Here is a 16,461-nt window from a genome sequence, read left to right on the forward strand (position 1 = left end):
TTAGAGTGCGCTTATTTGAACTGGGACCAATTTGGGACCAATTTGGAGCTTTTCCATTTCGCTCCAATCTGAGCTTGAGTTGATCCAACGCGCATAAGTCGAGAGCAGCATCTGCACGCTATGGCCGAGCTGCTGGGAGATGAAGGCGGGGTTCATGCCAGACATAATGCATATTGTCGCATAGGTGTGACGACAGTTGTATGGCGGTCGACGACGGATATTCAGGGCTTTCAGCGTCGGCACCCACTGCTTGTGCAGGTCAGATGTCTGTTTCACGTACTCCGAGTTCTTTGACGGCGGGAAAATGGAGGGCGTTTCCAGCACGTTCCCTTTGCCTTTTTTCCGACGCTCCGCGTACCCCTCGCAAATTTCAACGCGTGCATGGCGCGCTCATACAACAATACGAAACGGTCCCGCCTGTTTCTGCGATAGAACCGAGGCGGTAAGCGCAGCCGTGGCCGGCGCCGACCGGGTCGCATTTGTTTGCGATCATCACGCCTGGCACGCGCCGATGATCGAGGGCAGGTTCACCCCGGCAAATTTGTCAGGGTGTACACCGCACTCGAGGATCAGCGGCCTGGTCATCGGCAGGCATGCAGGGGGATTGGGGTTTGTTTTGTGTTGATTTACTAATGGTCCGCCATCAATCAATGGAAGGATCCAGCCTATGAATTTCAACGAGTCGCTAAGAAGCGCCGCCCACAGTGGTGCTTTGTTAACTCAACGCTCCATAGCTTTTGCGCGTTCTGAAATGAGGCTTTTTTTGGGGTGTGCTCTAGGCTGCTATCTTGGCTTCATCGTGTTATTTCTCCTGAAAGCTGATCCGGGGACGGCGACCTTCGGTGATTTTCTCAATGTGATTCATTCATCTTCGAAAATTGCCGCTTCCTTCATAGCGGCGGCTCTTTCGGTCGCTCTGAGATCGCTTTTTCCAACGAAAATGACGGCGGTGTCGCGCTAGCTGGACTTCACAGCCATGGCCTTGGCCCCTTGTAGATGAAGACGTATTCGAACCAGAGGGTAGCGATCATAGCGTCATCCGCTTGAACTCGACGCCTGGCGACAAGTAGCTCCGGTTGTAAATAATGGATTCGATGGTAGTTACGCTCACTCCAGGCTCGGCCGCGAGATCCTGCACGCGCGCGCCCGCTCTTCGCTTTGTCCGAATCGCCACCGCCTGACCCTTGGTCAATTTGGCATTGTGGTGGTTACTTCCACCGAGATAGGTACCGTGGCGTTTCCGATCATCGGCATTTTCAGCATTCGCCTCCAAGGTGGCGAGTTCCCCGCCGTTTCCCTGATTGCCCGGAGCCACACTGGATGCCTGGCGAGGCAAAGTGCCATCGTGGGTTTCCAATCAAAGCGAAGGAGCCGCAACGTGGCAACAGTGAGAACATTCGTGTTCAAGTTGAAAGCAAGCAACGGTTCCGGAATGAGCGATCTGCTTCAGAACGGGGTGGATCAGCGGGAGGCTGACCGGAAAATACTCGCTAAGTATCCAAGTGCGACGATTTTAGAAGTCCGCCAACAATGAGACATAGCCCAGCCAAGCGCTGTACTTTTTGCATCTGAAAATATTGAAATCAAATCCATTGGAGCGGAAACGCATGGAAGTGAGTACCACGCAAAACGAGTACCGGAAGCCAGACAACCTGGCCGGATTAGGGCGTCGGCTTGGAGGGCAATGGATTGACTCGTTAATTACCCTCTTTGTGCTATTTTTCGTCGGGCGCGCGACTGAGTTTGTTGGTTTTTCTCCAGATGTGGTCGCGGTCCTGGCTTTCGGCGCTGCTGCGGCTTATTACCTATTCTCCGACGCAATGCCTAACGGTCAAAGCGTGGGTAAAAAATTGTTGGGGATGTCAGTGATTGACGAGCGCAGCCACCTTAATTGCAATCTATATCAATCTTTTATGCGAAACATCACTACGCCCATTCTGAGCATTTTTGACTGGATATTTATTTTCTTTGGCTCACGGAAGCGCTTAGGAGACATGCTCGCATCCACCGTAGTAGTTCGATTTAAGCAGCTGTAACTGTTGCAGGCCTGCCAAACCAAAGAGGGAACGACATGCGGAGTGTTTTAGCTGGAATGGCAGTGACCGTACATGGCAATCTCCGTCAGAAAAAATATCCGGCGTTGTGAGTACTTGCGCCCGATGAGCGCTGTAGATATCGATTCGATTTAAGAACAGGAAGCGACATGCGAATTTTAATAGCGGCGGTCGCGGTGGCGATGCTGGCGGGGTGTATGGCGCTAAAGATGAACGAAGCGCGTCATAGCGGGCTGAGAAAACCGGCTAAGTTCCCAGCAAACCTAGGAAGGAAAACTATGAGAGTATTCTTTTTACTGCTGATGATGATTAGCGGCTATACCTTTGCGGGCTGCGACAGTATTGGCGATTCGGACCAGCGCGCTTACTGCAAAGCCAAAGAAGGCCGTGGTAGTTGCGGTTCGATCAACGATAGGGACCTGCGCTATGCCTGCAATGCGGAAACCAACGGAGGTAGCTGCAATAGCATTGACGACCGCGATCAGCGCTATCTGTGTAACGCAAGAACCAACAACGGTAGTTGCGGTTCGATCGACGATAGGGACCTACGTGCACAATGTGATGCTTTGAAACACTGATTGAAGATCAAGAAAGCGGTTTTGCTTCCAAAAATTCAGATATACGACCTCTAATGCACCTCTGAAGAAGTGGTGGCTGATTAAATTCGTCGGCGAAAGACTGATCAGAAACTCGACTTTTTTATATCTCCATGCTTCCTCTGAAGATAAATCGTATAGGGCAACAGTATCGTGTCCGTCACTCCAGACAAGGCCATATCAAGCGCAATTAATGACGCTGAGGGATATCCGTCAAAGCCCGTGCCGTGGCGGGGCTCAGCATTGAGTGTGCAGTAATCAAAAACGGCACCGCTATAGATTCTCGGAACTGAATCACAGTGCGAGTGCCATCGGGCAAGCTTGTTGCTCGCGATAGCGTCGTCTCTGAACGTGGTATTGACGGTCCCACAACCTGACGCAGAAACAGCTGCAAAAATCATTAAGACGACTTTCGAATACATCACATGGCTCCTTGCCACAAAATATAAAGGTTAACCGAAGTCGCATATTGCAGCTTTTTTCTTGCCTGGAGGACAGCATGGGCGCAGCACAAAAGCAGATTCTTGCTGCGAACGTGCTGGCGCTGGCCGTAGGGCGCAGGCCTTGATGTCTGTTTGTTGTCGTCATATGTTACGACATTCATGGAGGATTCTGACTGATGGCACGCGTGGGTTTGATACTGACACCCGGTTTTGCGGACTGGGAATATGCTTTCATTGCTGGTACGGCGTCCCCGTTTTACGGGATCGACGTCAGGTTTTTTGCTCCTACTACGGGGCAGTTTCGTTCGCAGGGTGGATTGGCTGTAACGGTCGATAGCAGCTTGCAACAATGTCTGGACTGGAAACCGGACGTTGTCGTCGTCATTGGAGGGATGGTCTGGGACAGTGCAGAAGCCCCGGATATTCGGGACTTTCTTCATGCCAGTCGTTCAAGTGGAGCAACCATTGCCGGTATCTGTGGAGGAACGCTGGCACTTGCGAGGGCCGGTCTTCTAGACACGGTTCCTCATACCTCGAACAGCGCTGACTTCTTACAGAGTGCCGTCAGTTATGAAGGCTGCACGCTTTACCGAAGCAGCTCGATAGCGGTGATGGCAGACCGCATCATTACTGCTCCAGGCACCGCCCCCGTTAGCTTCACCTGCGCAGTGTTTGAAGGTGCCGGGCTATCTTCAGAGAGCATTTCTCAGTTCAGGTCAATGTTGGCAGCGGAACATGGGTGATCGCGTCGTCCCGGCAGGAGCCTTCAGACATGCGCCAACAGCGACATCGAGGCGCGAAACCCGGTCGCTGAGCGCAAAATCTGTGTGTTGGAATTTGGCGCGCATTGTCGCATATGTCAGGCAACAGGTGTATGGCGAGCGAAGGATGGTTTTGCCAGTGTCTCGGGCATGGCCAGCCCTACCAGCAGCAACGCGACGGCCGCCACCCCGGCCAGGGTCAGGAAGGCGGCGTTGTAGCCGGCCATTTGCACCACGAAGCCTGCCAGGCTGCTGCTCAGCGCCGCGCCCAGGCCAAATACCGTGGACAGCGCGCCGAGGCTGACATTGAAGCGGCCGGTGCCTTGGGTCAGGTCCTTGACGATCACGGGGAACAGCGCGCCGAAAATGCCCGCGCCGATGCCGTCGAGCATCTGCACGGCAACCAGCCAGTAGGGGTCGCTGGACAGGGTATAAAGCACGCCGCGCAACGGCAGAATCATGAAACCGGCCAGCAGCAGCGGCTTGCGCCCCCAGAGGTCGGCCTTGGCCCCCACCAGCATAGCCGTCGGCACCATCACCAATTGCGCTGCGACGATGCAGGCCGAGGTCAATGGCGTGGCCATCTGCAGGTTGATCTGCGACAGCTTCTGGCTGACCAGCGGCAGCATCGCGGCATTGGCCAGGTGAAACAGCGCACAGCAGATGGCGAACAGCAACAAGGGGCGGTTGGCGAGCAAGACGTTCAGGCCCGAGGGCTGCTCATGGTCAGTATGATGCGCGGGGTCGAAGCCCCGGGCCACCTCATGGTCGATCGCCTTGCCCGGCACGCAACCGACCGCGATGACACTGGCGACGGCCATAAACGCCATCAGGTAAAACACCACCACCGGCCCGAATAGATAAGCCAAACCCCCGGCCAGCAATGCTGCCACGGCGTTACCGGCGTGATTGAAGGTTTCGTTGCGTCCGGTACGCCGAGTAAACGCGCGCGGCCCGGTGATGCCAAGGGAAATCGCGGAAATCGCCGGGGCGAACACCGACGCGGCGATGGCGCTGGCGGCCTGGGTCAGCGCCACCCAGCCAAACGAACTGACGAAGGGCAGCATCAGGCAACTGAGCGTGACCAGCAGCGCGGCAAGTGCAATCACCGCGCGTTTGCTGCGGGTACGGTCGATCAATGCGCCTGCCGGACCCTGGGTGATCAGCGCGGCAATACCCGCCAGGGTCATGACCACGCCAATGCTGGCCGGGTCCCATTTATGTACCGCCAGCAGATAAATCGCCAGGTACGGGCCCAGGCCGTCGCGCACATCCGCGAGGAAGAAATTCAGGCTGTCCAGGGACAAGGCAATGCGCAGGTCTGAATGATGGGCCACGATGCAACCTTCCAGGACGCTGTCCAGGGGCCGGACACGCGTTGGGCTAGTGACCTGCGCGCCTGGCGATAAGTTTCGCGCTGGCCCAGGGCGTTTTTCGGCGCGCAAAAAAAAGCCCGCACATAACGGCGGGCCAAGGGAATCACTGGAGTAGGTAGGCTTCACCCTATAGGCCGGAACGTGAAGGCCTTGTGAAAATGCGATGATCAAAGCGGATAAGAGCGCCGTTCATGCCCGGCGTACGAAGGTGCGCATGGTTTGCCCCGGGCCGGTACTGAACACGGTGGGCCGGGGCATGCCTTCATCGGCAGCGATAAATACAAAATGATCACCTTCTAGCCGGTAGCTGGCTGGTAGCGACTTGCCGGCGTCCGCGCCGATGGCATCCACCCAGGTAATGCTCTTGGGCGTGGTTTCGGCATCCAGGACAAAACGCCCCGCCAGCAAGAGGTCGCCCTCGACCGTGACGACTTCAAACGTGTCGCCGCTGATCCTGGTGATGGCACCTGGCGCGCTATGTGCATCGGCAGGATTGAGTACGCCATTGTCTTCCAGGGCGGTTTGCTCCCAGGCACCTTGCAGGGCGTGGTAATCCGTGACTGAAGGGGATGACATGCAACTTCCTTTTGCTGAAGGGGGGAGGGGATTGTATCCGCACAGGACCAGTGCTTTCAGGTGGCAGGATTTTTCTTTATGGGACAGCTATTTGACAGCATTTTCATGTTGTATTAGCTACGCTTGTAGCGTGATTAATCCCACATCAAAATATCTTTTTGGCTACACATCGACATAAAGCAGAAATAATCCTTAAATACGCGGGATTTTTCGTCAGACTCAGTAGTCAGATTGCCATTGGTCCGCCGTGCTCAGGGCGTTGTCCCTGATTTGAAGCTTTAGGGTTTCTTCGAGTGATGGCCTTTTAGTATTAATTAAGGTGTGCTTATTTTGAATCGTACTTCCCCGCCTGCGCCCGCTGTAGCGTCTGATGAAATTGATCTGTTTGAATTGTTTCACGCCATCTGGCGACAAAAAAAGCTGATCGTGGGTTGTACGGTTCTGGCGGGCGTTCTAGGTGCGGGGTATGCCTTCCTGGCGCCCAAGACCTACGAGGTCAGCAGCGTGCTACGGCCTGCGGCGATCAACGAGCTGGACGCGTTGAACCGCTCTGAAGTGTATAAATTGCCGCCCGCCGATGCGTTGCTCAAAGTGGGCGCGCAGTTGGACTCCTACGAGGCTCGCCTTGGGTTCTTCAAGGATCACGAGGAATTGTTCAAGGCGTTTCAGAAACCCGGGCAAACCCTGGAACAGAGTTTTGAAGCCTTCAATCGGAACTCGGTCAATCTGATCCTGCCGGACCCGAAGAAGTCCGACTCGCTGAGCAACTACATCCGTCTGGAATTGCAGTACCCGACCGATGTTGATGGGGTGAAAATTCTCAACGGGTTTGTCGACTACGCCATTGCCGCAGAGCGTCAGCAGGTCGGCGCCGACCTCAAGGTGATCGTGAACAACCGGCTGGCTGAGCTCAAGGGCAAGATCGACGCCGCCCGGGCCAACTACGACACCGAAAAGGAATCGAAAATCGCCAAGTTGCTCGAGGCGGACCGTCTCAAGCGCGCCCAATTGCAGGACGAACTCAGCGCCCTGCGCTTGCAGATGAAAATGGAGCGGACCAACCGCCTGGCGGAATTGGCTGAAGCCATCGGCATCGCTCAGTCCATGGGGATCAGGACACCGACCACGCCATCCTCCATGGCCGACTCCGCGCGAACCGGCTCGAGCCAGGTGATGCGCACCGAAGTCAACAATCAGAAAATTCCGCTGTACTTCATGGGTACCGAGGCCCTGGAGGCCGAACGCGCCGCGCTGCAAAAGCGCACCAGCGATGACTTCACCAATCCGCGTATTGCCGAAATTGGCAAGGAGCTCCAGCTGTTGGACGCCAACCGCGAAGTTGAAGTGCTGCGCAAACGTGGCAATGAAGACATCTTCCTGCAGGACGTCGAGCCGCTTCGCGCCGAAGTCGCCAGGTTGCGTGGTTTGAACATCGACATGAGCAACCTGAAGCTGGTGACAATTGACCGTCGCGCCCAGGAGCCTCTGGCGCCGATCAAACCGAAAAAAGCTCTGGTCATTGCGTTGAGCCTGGTGGGCGGGTTACTGCTCGGGCTGATGGTCGCGCTGGTCCGCCACCTCATGTTTACCCAGCGTCAGGCGGTACCGTATTCGGCATTGGAAGACAGCAGTTTTTCACGCCGTGAACGTAAGGACGATCAGCTTTAAGCCGTAGCGACGTCTCTGGCCGGCGGGTCCTGGGGGCCCGCCTGCGCAACCTCCCCAACACACTCAGTGGACAGCTTTTCACAATTCTTAGTTAACCTTTGGTTACAAAGTATGGCTAAATAACGGCCAATGGTCACACATCGGAGGGTCCTCCAGCCGGTCGTGTCGCCTGTATGTGAATTGTGATTTCAGGTGCTGCTTATCCATCCTCGGCCGTTGTGGGCACGCAGGAGCAGCCTGTTCTCTCCCTGACGTGTGACGAATCCCTTGAAACTCATCATTGTTGCTCTCTACGTTGCCTCCATCGCGTATGTACATTTGCGTGGCCGGGTGCGACACAAGTTGGGCCGCCAGCTCAGCGACCACTCGACGTTCCTGGCGCCGATCAACTGCTTCCTGTATCTGTTCTCCAAGCAACCCAGTCGCCCCTATCTGTCGCCCAGCGATTTTCCGGACCTGAGCCCGTTGCAGGCGCACTGGGAAGAGATCCGCCAGGAAGCTCAGAACCTGATGCGCGCCGGGGAGATCAAGCGCTCGGAGCAATACAATGACGTGGGCTTCAACTCGTTCTTCAAGTCCGGCTGGAAGCGCTTCTATCTGAAGTGGTACGGCGACAGCCATCCTTCGGCGATGAAGCTGTGCCCGCGCACCACCGAACTGGTGCAAAGCATCGGCTCGATCAAGGCCGCGATGTTCGCCGAGCTGCCGCCGGGTTCCAAACTGGTGCGTCACCGTGACCCCTATGCGGGCTCCTACCGCTATCACCTGGGGCTGGATACCCCAAACGATCCGGGCTGCTATATCAATGTGGACGGCGAGAGCTATTACTGGCACGACGGCGAGCCGGTGATGTTCGACGAGACCTATATCCATTACGCGGAAAACACCACGGCCCACAACCGCATCATTCTGTTCTGCGACATCGAGCGGCCGATGAAATACCGCTGGGCAGCCGCGTTCAACCGCTGGTTCAGCCGCAATGTGATGGCCGCTGCGGGTTCGCCCAATGATGAAGGCGACAAGACCGGCGGCCTCAACCGCGCCTTTACCCGCTTGTACAAGATCCGGCTGCGCGGCAAGGAGCTGAAAAAGCGCAACCGCACGCGCTACTACCTGGAAAAGTGGGCGATCTTCGCTGGCCTCGCGCTGATCTTCATCCTTATCTGAGCCCCACCCATGGCGCGGATCAGTTCGGTGGCTTCGCGCCCAGCTTGTCCCACATCTTCTTGCTGATCTTCTGTCGATTGGCATAGCCGGCCCAGGGGTCGGCCTGCAAACTCTGCAAGCGTTCGTGCAGGTTGGCCACTGTCCATTGCTGGGAACTGCGCAATCCATTCAACTCCTCCCGGCTGACCGGTACCGAAACCGGCAGGCCGGGCCGCGCCCGCACGGAGTAAGCGGCAACCGTGCTGGCGCCCCTGGCGTTGCGCAGATAATCGATGAAGATTTTGCCCACGCGGTTTTTCGGGCCGCTGGTGGCCGTGAAGCGCTCGGGCAATTGCTGGGTCATGAATTGGGCAATGGCCTTGGCGAAGGCTTTCACGCTGTCCCAGTCGTCTCGCCGGGCCAGCGGTACAATCAGGTGCAAGCCTTTGCCACCGCTGGTCTTGACGAAGGCCTGCAAGCCCAATTCGTCCAGCACCGAGAGGGTCAGTTGCGCAGCTTCCAGCATGGCCTTCCAGGGCAGGGCGGGGTCCGGGTCGAGGTCGAGTACGAACAGGTCGGGGGTTTCGATCTTGTCCGTGGTGGCGCCCCAGGTGTGCAGCTCGACCGTGCCCATTTGCACGGCGCCGACCAGGGCGTCTGCAGTGTCTATTTCCATCAGGCGTGCATGGCCGGGGTCCAGAGCCTGGTCCAGTTGCTTGATGTGGGGGATCGTCATGCGTTCGATGTGCTTCTGGAAGAACTGTTCGCCTTCGATGCCCTCCGGCGCCCTGAGCAGCGACACGGGCCGGTTGCGCAGGAACGGCAGGATCCATGCGCTGGTGTCGGCGTAGAACTGTGCCAGTTGCTGCTTTTGCGTACCGCTCTGCTTGTCGATGACGCGATCAGGGTGGGTGATTTTCAGGTCCTTCACGGTTTTCACCTGCTTCTCGGTTTTTTTCGCCGCAGGCGCCTTGACCGATTTGGCCGCGCGCGGCAGTTCGTGAATGATCTGCGCGGCCGGCTTGTCGGTGCGCATGCCCACAAACGCGGCCTGGCGCACCACGCCTTCACGGGTCCATTCGGCAAATTGCACCTCGCCGACCAGGCTCGGTTCGACCCAGTGCACGCCACGCGCCTGGGCGCTGGTCAACGGCTTTTGCAGTGGCGAGTCGTCGCGCTCGAGCGCGGTGAGCTGGGTGTAGATGGCTTTCAGCGATGCCTGGTCGAAGCCGGTGCCCACGCGCCCGGCGTATACCAGCCCGGCGTCGTCGTTGACCGCCAACAGCAGCGCGCCAAACCCGGTGCGCGAGCCTTGGGGGCGGGTATAACCGACAATTACGAACTCCTGGCGCAAGCGGCATTTGAGCTTGATCCAGTCGTCACTGCGCCTGGACACGTAAGGGCTGCCGGCACGCTTGCCGATGACGCCTTCCAGGGCCAGGTCGCAGGCGCTTTCGAAAATGTCGTGGTGGTTGGCCGCAAACGCTTCGGAGAAGCGCAGCAGCTTGCTCTTGCTGGCGGACAGCGCGGATTTGAGCGCGGCGCGACGCGTTTCGACCGGGTCTTCGCGCTGATCGCGGCCATTCAGGAAGGGCGCGTCAAACAGGTAATAGACGATGTCGAGGCTGCGGCCGATGTCAAAGGCATTCTGCAACGCCTGGAAATCCGGCAGGCCGTCGCCGTTGAGGCTGACCACCTCGCCGTCCAGCCAGCTGTCCTTGAGCTTGAGCGCTTGCAAAGCCTTGGCCTGGCGCGGCAGGCGCTCGGTCCAGTCGTGCCCGTTGCGGGTGAACAGGCGCACTTCACCTCCCTGGATGCGCGCGAGGATGCGGTAACCGTCGAACTTGATCTCGTACTGCCAGTCACCTTCGGGTGCCCGATCGACCAGGGTGGCCAGTTGCGGGGAGAACTGCTCGGGCACGGCGGTGGCCTGCTTGCGCGTGCTCGCCTTGGGAGCTGCCTTGGGTGCCGCTTTGGTTTTTGCCTGAGCCTTGGCCTTGGGCTTGCCGACCACCGCGTCGCTCAGCACGCTGGCGGGTTCGGCCTGGACGATATCGTATTCGGCGATGGGCCGTGCCTGCTGGTCCTTTTCCTTGATCAGCAGCCATTGTTGCTTGTCGCCGCTGCCCTTGAGCCGGGTGCGCACCAGGGTCCAGTCCCCCGAGAGTTTTTCGCCGACCAGGCTGAATTTGAGTTTGCCGGCCGCGTAAGCCTTGTGCGGGTCGTCATGGGGTTGCCAGATGCCGCGGTCCCACACGATGACATCCCCGGCGCCGTATTGGCCGGCGGGAATACTGCCCTCGAAGCCACCGTAACTCAGCGGGTGGTCTTCAACGTGGACCGCCAGGCGCTTCTGGCTCGGGTCCAGGCTCGGGCCTTTGGGCACCGCCCAGCTCAACAGCACGCCGTCGAGTTCCAGGCGAAAGTCATAGTGCAGGTTACGCGCATCATGTTTCTGGATCACAAAGCTCAGGGCCGAGGCTTTGCGCTTGCCGGCCGGTGAGTCGCCGGCGGGTTCGGCGGTGATCCCGAAGTCGCGTTTACGGTTGTACTCGCTCAGGGGCTTTGCCATGTCGTTCTCCAGCCAATGGCAGGCTCAAGAGGCCTTTTTGTTGGATTTCTTCGCCGCGGTTTTTTTCGCCGCAGGTTTGCCCGCCAGGCTGCGCTTGAGCAGTTCCGTCAGGTCGATCACATCGGCCGATTTGCGCTCTTCGCTGCCTTCGGTCGATTCCACGTCTTCGATCTTGCCGGCCTTGGCCTTTTTCTCCACCAGCGCCATGATTTTTTCCTGGAAGCTGTCGCGGTACTCCTCGGGTTGCCAGTCGGCGCTCATGTCTTCCACCAGGCGCTTGGCCATGTCCAGCTCGCCCTTGGCCAGGGTGGGTTTGGTCACATCGCTGCCCAGCTCCAACTCATCCAGGCTGCGCACCTCGGCGGGCCAGCGCAGCATGACCAGCACCAGTGCCGACTCCAGCGGCATCAAGGCGGCAAGGTGCTGCTTGGTATGCAACACCACATTGGCCAGGGCGACCTTGCCGGTTTTTTTCAGGGTTTCGCGCAGCAGCGCGTAGACCTTGCCGCCGCGTTTATCCGGGGCCAGGAAGTAGGGCGTATCGATGTTCTGCAGGGGGATCTGGTCGCTGGCGACAAAGGCGATGATTTCGATGGTCTGGGTCGACTTGGGGTGGGCTGAGCGGATCTCATCTTCGCTGAGCACCACGTAGCGGCCTTTTTCGTAAGCTACGCCTTTGACGATATTTTCCTTGGTGATTTCTTTGCCCGTGGCCTTGTTGATGCGCTTGTAGCCCACCGGGTCCATGCTGCGTTTGTCCAGCCAGTCAAAATCGACGCCTTGGGCAGACGTCGCCGACACCAGCGACACCGGGATGTGAACCAAACCGAAACTGATGGCGCCTTTCCAGATTGCCCGGGGCATAAGTGCATCTCCTACAAAGATAAGTCTGTGTTCTGGTGACTCGTGGGCCTGGGCAAAAGTTTCGGCGAGCAGATGCTCGGACAGATCGTGTTACACCTGATGAGCAACTATTTAATGTCGCCAGACGAACCCCTGGGGTAGCGTGTTATCGAAAGCACGTACTCCTCGGCATAGAGAGGCATCGTCATGAACCGTTATGTGCGTCATCTTGCAGCGCTGGTTGCAGTGCTGGGCTCGGGCCTGGCCCTGGTGCCATTGGCCCAGGCGCAAAACTTGCCGGGTCGTTACGACTCCAACAACAGCCCTATCCACCGGGCCAACCCCAACAGCATGCAGGGCACCCAGCCCAATGCGCCGGCCGTTCGCGGTATCCAGACGGCGCCGACCCAACCTCGGCCTACCGTGGAAAACGGCGGGATTGGCAACAGCTATCCCAAGCGTGACGCCGCGCCCAGTCGCCCGAACACCGAAACCAAAGCTCCCACCTATGATGCCAACGGTAATCGCCGGTAAGGATCCGTCTTATGTTTCTACGCAAAACCCTGCTAGCCGCTCTTTGCGCAACCACGCTGCTGCCAATGGCTGCGGTTCAAGCCGCCGATGCACAACAGTTTCCCAGTGAGCAAGGCAGCATTACTGCGACGCCGGTCGCCAAGGGCCTGAATCGCCCCTGGGCGGTGGCATTCCTGCCGGACAGGCAAGGTTTCCTGGTGACCGAATTGCCCGGCCAACTGCGCTTTGTCAGCCCGGACGGCAAGCTGTCCGCGCCGTTGACCGGCGTGCCCCAGGTGTGGGCCAAGGGGCAGGGCGGTTTGCTTGATGTAGTGCTGTCGCCCGACTTCAAGCAAGACCGCATGGTCTACCTGTCGTACGCCGAAGGGGGCGGCCAGGATGGCAAGGCCGGGACCGCCGTGGGGCGAGGGCGTCTGGCCGATGACTTGAGCGGTTTGAAGGACTTCACGGTGATCCTGCGCCAGGAGCCCAAGCTGTCCACCGGCAACCACTTCGGCTCGCGCCTGGCGTTTGACCGTGACGGCTACCTGTTCGTGACCCTGGGCGAAAACAATGTGCGGCCCACCGCCCAGGACCTGGACAAGCTGCAGGGTAAAGTCGTACGCATTTATGCGGATGGTCGCGTACCCGACGACAACCCGTTTGTTGGTCAGCCTGGGGTACGCCCTGAGATCTGGTCCTACGGCCAACGCAACCCACAGGGCCTGGCGTTGAACCCCTGGAGCGGGACGATCTGGGAAAACGAACATGGGCCACGGGGTGGTGATGAAATCAACATCATCGAACGCGGCAAGAACTACGGCTGGCCGTTGGCGACGCACGGCATCAACTATTCCCTCACGCCGATCCCCGAGGCCAAGGGCAAGACCGCTGAAGGCACCGTGGCACCGCACCATGTGTGGGAGAAGTCACCGGCGATCAGTGGCATGGCGTTCTACGACGCCGACCGTTTCAAGGCCTGGCAGCACAACCTGTTTATCGGCGCGCTGGCCAGCAAAGAGCTGATCCGGCTGCAGTTCGATGGCGACAAGGTCGTGCATGAAGAGCGTTTGCTGGGTGATTTGAACGCGCGGATTCGCGATGTGCGGCAGGGGCCGGATGGCTACCTGTATGTGCTGACGGATGAGGATGATGGGGTGCTGTATCGAGTTGGGCTGAATCAGGACTGAGTAACAGCCGCGCGGATCGTTCCCACGCTCCCGCGTGGGAATGCAGCCCCTGACGATCCGCGTCACCTGTGCGTATTAGGGACGCGGAGCGTCCCGGGAGGCATTCCCACGCAGAGCGTGGGAATGATCGGGCTACAGACTTAATTCGGACAATCCCGGATGATCATCCGGCCGCCGTCCCAGCGGCCAGTGGAACTTGCGTTCACTTTCCTTGATCGGCAAATCGTTGATGCAGGCAAAACGATTGGCCATCAGGCCGTTTTCGTCAAACTCCCAGTTTTCATTACCGTACGAACGGAACCAGTTACCGGAGTCATCGTGCCATTCATAGGCATAGCGCACGGCGATGCGGTTGCCGGTGAAGGCCCATAGCTCTTTGATCAGTCGGTAATCCAGCTCTTTGGCCCATTTGCGCGTGAGGAAGCCCTTGGCCTCTTCGCGGTTATGGGCAAACTCGGCGCGGTTGCGCCACTGGGTATCCAGCGTGTACGCCAGTGACACCCGTTGCGGGTCGCGTGAGTTCCAGCCGTCTTCGGCCAGGCGCACTTTTTCAATCGCCGACTCGCGGGTAAAGGGCGGCAGGGGTGGGCGGACTTCTGGGTTAGAGGACATGCAACGGCTCCTGAAAAGTTATGAAAGTGCATCGACAGTAGTTCAAAGCCCCAATAGGGTCCGCGCCATCGCTTGCGCAGTATCGGCAGCCGTCGAATCGCCCATCACCAGGGCAACGGTAATGGCGCCATCGATCAGGATCAGCAGCTGCGCGGCCTGCCGCTCCGGGTCGGGGGTGCCATGTGCTTGACACAGTTCAAGTGCGTACTCGAACAGTTTCTGTTTGTGGGCCTTGGCCAGCAGGCGTACCGGGGCTTGCGCGTTGCCGGTTTCGCCACTGGTATTGATAAAGGCGCAGCCGCGAAAATCCGCCGAGCCGAACCAGCTTTTCAGCGCGCTGAACAGCGCCAGCAGGCGTTCGCCACTGTCTTCATGGCGCTCGACTTGCGTGCGCAGCCAGCGCATCCAGCGTTCGTCGCGACGCTGCAGGGCGGCAATCACCAGCTCATCTTTGTTGCTGAAGTAGCGATAAATGCTTTTTCTCGAGACGCCGGCGGTTTTCACCAGCAGGTCCATGCCGGTGGCGGCGATGCCGTGGCGATAAATCAACTTCTCGGTCACGTCGAGAATAATGTCGCGGGTTTCATTAAGAGTCATATCGTTCATGCCTCAGACAGTAGAACGATCGTTCTTCTTGGTCAATGGGCATTTTCCCCTGTGCGCCGACGAGACCTGAGCACCCCCATGGTGTAAGCTTTGGGCCTCTTCGGATTCGACCCATTGCGAGCCTTATGCCGTCGTTCTTCAAACGCTTCCTGTTGCCTAAACTGCGCGGTTTCCCGCTGTCCACCGATGCCATCGAGGTGCTGCCCAGCGCCGATGCCTATCGGCGTTGCCTGCTGGAGAAAATCCCCCAGGCCACCCGGCGCATCTACATCGTTGCGTTGTACTTGCAGCAGGATGAGGCGGGGCAGGAGATCTACGACGCACTGCACGCCGCCAAAGCCGCACGGCCGGCGTTGGACATCGTCGTGGTGGTGGACTGGCTGCGCGCCCAGCGTGGCCTGATCGGCGCCGGCAAGCAGCCGGGCAATAGCGCCTGGTACCAAGCCATGACCCAGCGTCACGCCAGTGAAGTGCCGGTGTACGGCGTGCCGGTACAAACCCGCGAGCTGTTCGGCGTGCTGCACCTCAAGGGGTTTGTGATCGACGACACGGTGCTGTACAGCGGCGCCAGCCTGAACAACGTGTACTTGCACAAATTCGACAAGTACCGCTTCGACCGTTATCACCTGATCCACAGCCAGGCGCTGGCCGACTCCATGCAGCACCTGGTGGAGCATGGCCTGGTAGCGTCCAAGGCGGTGCATCGCCTCGACCTGCCCAACCCGCCCACCACCCGCAGCCTGCGCAACGACATCGGTGACCTGCGCAGCCGCCTCAAGCATGCGGCGTATGACACCAGCGCCGGGCAGTTGCCCAATGGGCACTTGCAGGTCAGCCCGTTACTCGGTGTCGGCAAAAACAACCCGCTCAGCCGGGTGATCCTCGAGCTGATCGCCAGCGCCCAGCAGCAACTGACTATCTGCACGCCGTACTTCAACCTGCCGCTGCCGGTGACGCGCGAGATCAACCGGGCCCTGGCGCGCGGGGTGAAGATCGACATCATCGTCGGCGACAAGACCGCCAACGACTTCTACATTCCGCCCAGCGAACCCTTCAAGGTGATCGCGGCGTTGCCGTATCTGTATGAAATCAGCCTGCGTCGCTTTGCCAAGCGCCATCAGCCGATGATCGACAGCGGCCAGTTGAACCTGCACCTGTGGCACGACGGCGACAACAGTTACCACCTTAAAGGCCTGTGGATCGACCAGCGCTACACCCTGCTGACTGGCAATAACCTCAACCCCAGGGCGTTCCGACTCGACCTGGAAAACGCCTTGCTGATCGACGACCCCCAGGGCCAGTGGCTGGCGCCGCGTGCGCAAGAGCTTGCGCATATTTTCCAGCACACCACGCGCATTGCCGGCTACCAACAGCTGCAGACGCTGGTGGATTACCCGGTGGCGGTGGGCAAGTTCCTGCGCCGGGTCAGCCGGGTACGCATCGAGCGGTTGCTCTACCGGATCCTGTAAAACCACCAGGCACACAAAAACACCCAGGCTCTTCAC

At 58.7% G+C, this 16,461-nt stretch carries 17 protein-coding genes and 1 pseudogene; 9 read left to right on the forward strand and 9 right to left on the reverse strand.

Annotated elements, in window-relative coordinates:
- Window positions 1–413, reverse strand: a pseudogene (locus C4J87_RS26655) (site-specific integrase); the annotation flags it as partial.
- Window positions 414–667: 254 nt separating this feature from the next.
- On the opposite strand from C4J87_RS26655, the gene C4J87_RS11895 reads away from it, so the two are divergent.
- Window positions 668–961, forward strand: coding sequence for a hypothetical protein (locus C4J87_RS11895; protein WP_124366932.1), 294 nt, complete (start codon window positions 668–670; stop codon window positions 959–961).
- A gap of 66 nt (window positions 962–1,027) precedes the next feature.
- Here the strand turns inward: C4J87_RS11895 and C4J87_RS11900 are convergent, their stop codons facing one another.
- Window positions 1,028–1,315: a hypothetical protein gene (locus tag C4J87_RS11900; protein WP_177412793.1), complete on the reverse strand. Its 288-nt coding sequence runs from the start codon at window positions 1,313–1,315 to the stop codon at window positions 1,028–1,030.
- Window positions 1,316–1,607: 292 nt separating this feature from the next.
- Between C4J87_RS11900 and C4J87_RS11905 the strand changes: the two genes are divergently transcribed.
- Both C4J87_RS11905 and C4J87_RS11910 read left to right on the forward strand, forming a co-directional pair.
- Window positions 1,608–2,036 (forward strand): RDD family protein, encoded by a 429-nt coding sequence (locus C4J87_RS11905; RefSeq protein ID WP_124366933.1) that lies wholly within the window; start codon window positions 1,608–1,610, stop codon window positions 2,034–2,036.
- A gap of 167 nt (window positions 2,037–2,203) precedes the next feature.
- Window positions 2,204–2,632 (forward strand): hypothetical protein, encoded by a 429-nt coding sequence (locus C4J87_RS11910; RefSeq protein WP_256680064.1) that lies wholly within the window; start codon window positions 2,204–2,206, stop codon window positions 2,630–2,632.
- A gap of 104 nt (window positions 2,633–2,736) precedes the next feature.
- Here the strand turns inward: C4J87_RS11910 and C4J87_RS11915 are convergent, their stop codons facing one another.
- A complete protein-coding gene (locus C4J87_RS11915) occupies window positions 2,737–3,072 on the reverse strand; it encodes a YceK/YidQ family lipoprotein (RefSeq protein ID WP_124366934.1) in 336 nt (111 codons plus the stop codon).
- Window positions 3,073–3,269: 197 nt separating this feature from the next.
- Here C4J87_RS11915 and C4J87_RS11920 point away from each other — a divergent pair, with 197 nt between their 5' ends.
- Window positions 3,270–3,836, forward strand: a complete 567-nt coding sequence (locus C4J87_RS11920) for a DJ-1/PfpI family protein (protein ID WP_124366935.1) — start codon at window positions 3,270–3,272, stop codon at window positions 3,834–3,836.
- Window positions 3,837–3,952: 116 nt separating this feature from the next.
- On the opposite strand, the gene C4J87_RS11925 is transcribed toward C4J87_RS11920, so the two are convergent.
- Entirely contained in the window at window positions 3,953–5,191 is a 1,239-nt protein-coding gene (locus C4J87_RS11925) for an MFS transporter (RefSeq protein ID WP_124366936.1), read from the reverse strand.
- Window positions 5,192–5,419: 228 nt separating this feature from the next.
- Window positions 5,420–5,806: a TIGR03067 domain-containing protein gene (locus C4J87_RS11930; RefSeq protein ID WP_124366937.1), complete on the reverse strand. Its 387-nt coding sequence runs from the start codon at window positions 5,804–5,806 to the stop codon at window positions 5,420–5,422.
- Window positions 5,807–6,136: 330 nt separating this feature from the next.
- On the opposite strand from C4J87_RS11930, the gene C4J87_RS11935 reads away from it, so the two are divergent.
- Together C4J87_RS11935 and lpxO are read left to right on the forward strand one after the other, a co-directional pair.
- Entirely contained in the window at window positions 6,137–7,474 is a 1,338-nt protein-coding gene (locus C4J87_RS11935; RefSeq protein ID WP_124366938.1) for a Wzz/FepE/Etk N-terminal domain-containing protein, read from the forward strand.
- A gap of 267 nt (window positions 7,475–7,741) precedes the next feature.
- The gene (lpxO, locus tag C4J87_RS11940; RefSeq protein ID WP_124366939.1) at window positions 7,742–8,641 is read left to right on the forward strand and encodes a lipid A hydroxylase LpxO; all 900 of its coding nucleotides are present in this window, start codon (window positions 7,742–7,744) and stop codon (window positions 8,639–8,641) included.
- Between the two features lie 19 nt (window positions 8,642–8,660).
- On the opposite strand, the gene ligD is transcribed toward lpxO, so the two are convergent.
- Together ligD and C4J87_RS11950 are read right to left on the reverse strand one after the other, a co-directional pair.
- Window positions 8,661–11,192 carry a DNA ligase D gene (gene ligD / locus C4J87_RS11945; protein WP_124366940.1) on the reverse strand — a complete coding sequence of 844 codons (2,532 nt, stop codon included), beginning with the start codon at window positions 11,190–11,192 and terminating at the stop codon, window positions 8,661–8,663.
- Between the two features lie 24 nt (window positions 11,193–11,216).
- Window positions 11,217–12,056: a Ku protein gene (locus C4J87_RS11950; protein ID WP_124366941.1), complete on the reverse strand. Its 840-nt coding sequence runs from the start codon at window positions 12,054–12,056 to the stop codon at window positions 11,217–11,219.
- A gap of 186 nt (window positions 12,057–12,242) precedes the next feature.
- On the opposite strand from C4J87_RS11950, the gene C4J87_RS11955 reads away from it, so the two are divergent.
- Together C4J87_RS11955 and C4J87_RS11960 are read left to right on the forward strand one after the other, a co-directional pair.
- Window positions 12,243–12,569 (forward strand): hypothetical protein, encoded by a 327-nt coding sequence (locus C4J87_RS11955; protein WP_124366942.1) that lies wholly within the window; start codon window positions 12,243–12,245, stop codon window positions 12,567–12,569.
- A gap of 11 nt (window positions 12,570–12,580) precedes the next feature.
- Entirely contained in the window at window positions 12,581–13,738 is a 1,158-nt protein-coding gene (locus C4J87_RS11960; RefSeq protein ID WP_124366943.1) for a PQQ-dependent sugar dehydrogenase, read from the forward strand.
- Window positions 13,739–13,870: 132 nt separating this feature from the next.
- Here the strand turns inward: C4J87_RS11960 and C4J87_RS11965 are convergent, their stop codons facing one another.
- Window positions 13,871–14,350, reverse strand: coding sequence for a nuclear transport factor 2 family protein (locus C4J87_RS11965; RefSeq protein WP_124366944.1), 480 nt, complete (start codon window positions 14,348–14,350; stop codon window positions 13,871–13,873).
- 42 nt (window positions 14,351–14,392) lie between these two features.
- Complete coding sequence (locus tag C4J87_RS11970; RefSeq protein ID WP_124366945.1) at window positions 14,393–14,956, reverse strand: TetR/AcrR family transcriptional regulator; 564 nt, start codon at window positions 14,954–14,956, stop codon at window positions 14,393–14,395.
- A 125-nt stretch (window positions 14,957–15,081) separates the two neighbouring features.
- On the opposite strand from C4J87_RS11970, the gene pssA reads away from it, so the two are divergent.
- The gene (gene pssA, locus C4J87_RS11975) at window positions 15,082–16,425 is read left to right on the forward strand and encodes a CDP-diacylglycerol--serine O-phosphatidyltransferase (RefSeq protein WP_124366946.1); all 1,344 of its coding nucleotides are present in this window, start codon (window positions 15,082–15,084) and stop codon (window positions 16,423–16,425) included.
- The last annotated feature ends 36 nt before the right edge of the window (window positions 16,426–16,461 follow it).

Origin of the sequence: Pseudomonas sp. R1-43-08 (genome assembly GCF_003852255.1) — a bacterium.
GTDB lineage: Bacteria > Pseudomonadota > Gammaproteobacteria > Pseudomonadales > Pseudomonadaceae > Aquipseudomonas.

Bases quoted from the DNA above. Each gene is read 5' to 3' on its own strand.
- C4J87_RS11950 (WP_124366941.1), bottom strand. From the start codon at position 12,056: ATGCCCCGGGCAATCTGGAAAGGCGCCATCAGTTTCGGTTTGGTTCAC.
- C4J87_RS11905 (WP_124366933.1), top strand. From the start codon at position 1,608: ATGGAAGTGAGTACCACGCAAAACGAGTACCGGAAGCCAGACAACCTG.
- C4J87_RS11915 (WP_124366934.1), bottom strand. From the start codon at position 3,072: ATGTATTCGAAAGTCGTCTTAATGATTTTTGCAGCTGTTTCTGCGTCA.
- ligD (WP_124366940.1), bottom strand. From the start codon at position 11,192: ATGGCAAAGCCCCTGAGCGAGTACAACCGTAAACGCGACTTCGGGATC.
- C4J87_RS11920 (WP_124366935.1), top strand. From the start codon at position 3,270: ATGGCACGCGTGGGTTTGATACTGACACCCGGTTTTGCGGACTGGGAA.
- C4J87_RS11960 (WP_124366943.1), top strand. From the start codon at position 12,581: ATGTTTCTACGCAAAACCCTGCTAGCCGCTCTTTGCGCAACCACGCTG.
- C4J87_RS11970 (WP_124366945.1), bottom strand. From the start codon at position 14,956: ATGAACGATATGACTCTTAATGAAACCCGCGACATTATTCTCGACGTG.
- C4J87_RS11910 (WP_256680064.1), top strand. From the start codon at position 2,204: ATGCGAATTTTAATAGCGGCGGTCGCGGTGGCGATGCTGGCGGGGTGT.
- C4J87_RS11965 (WP_124366944.1), bottom strand. From the start codon at position 14,350: ATGTCCTCTAACCCAGAAGTCCGCCCACCCCTGCCGCCCTTTACCCGC.
- C4J87_RS11955 (WP_124366942.1), top strand. From the start codon at position 12,243: ATGAACCGTTATGTGCGTCATCTTGCAGCGCTGGTTGCAGTGCTGGGC.
- C4J87_RS11930 (WP_124366937.1), bottom strand. From the start codon at position 5,806: ATGTCATCCCCTTCAGTCACGGATTACCACGCCCTGCAAGGTGCCTGG.
- C4J87_RS11895 (WP_124366932.1), top strand. From the start codon at position 668: ATGAATTTCAACGAGTCGCTAAGAAGCGCCGCCCACAGTGGTGCTTTG.
- pssA (WP_124366946.1), top strand. From the start codon at position 15,082: ATGCCGTCGTTCTTCAAACGCTTCCTGTTGCCTAAACTGCGCGGTTTC.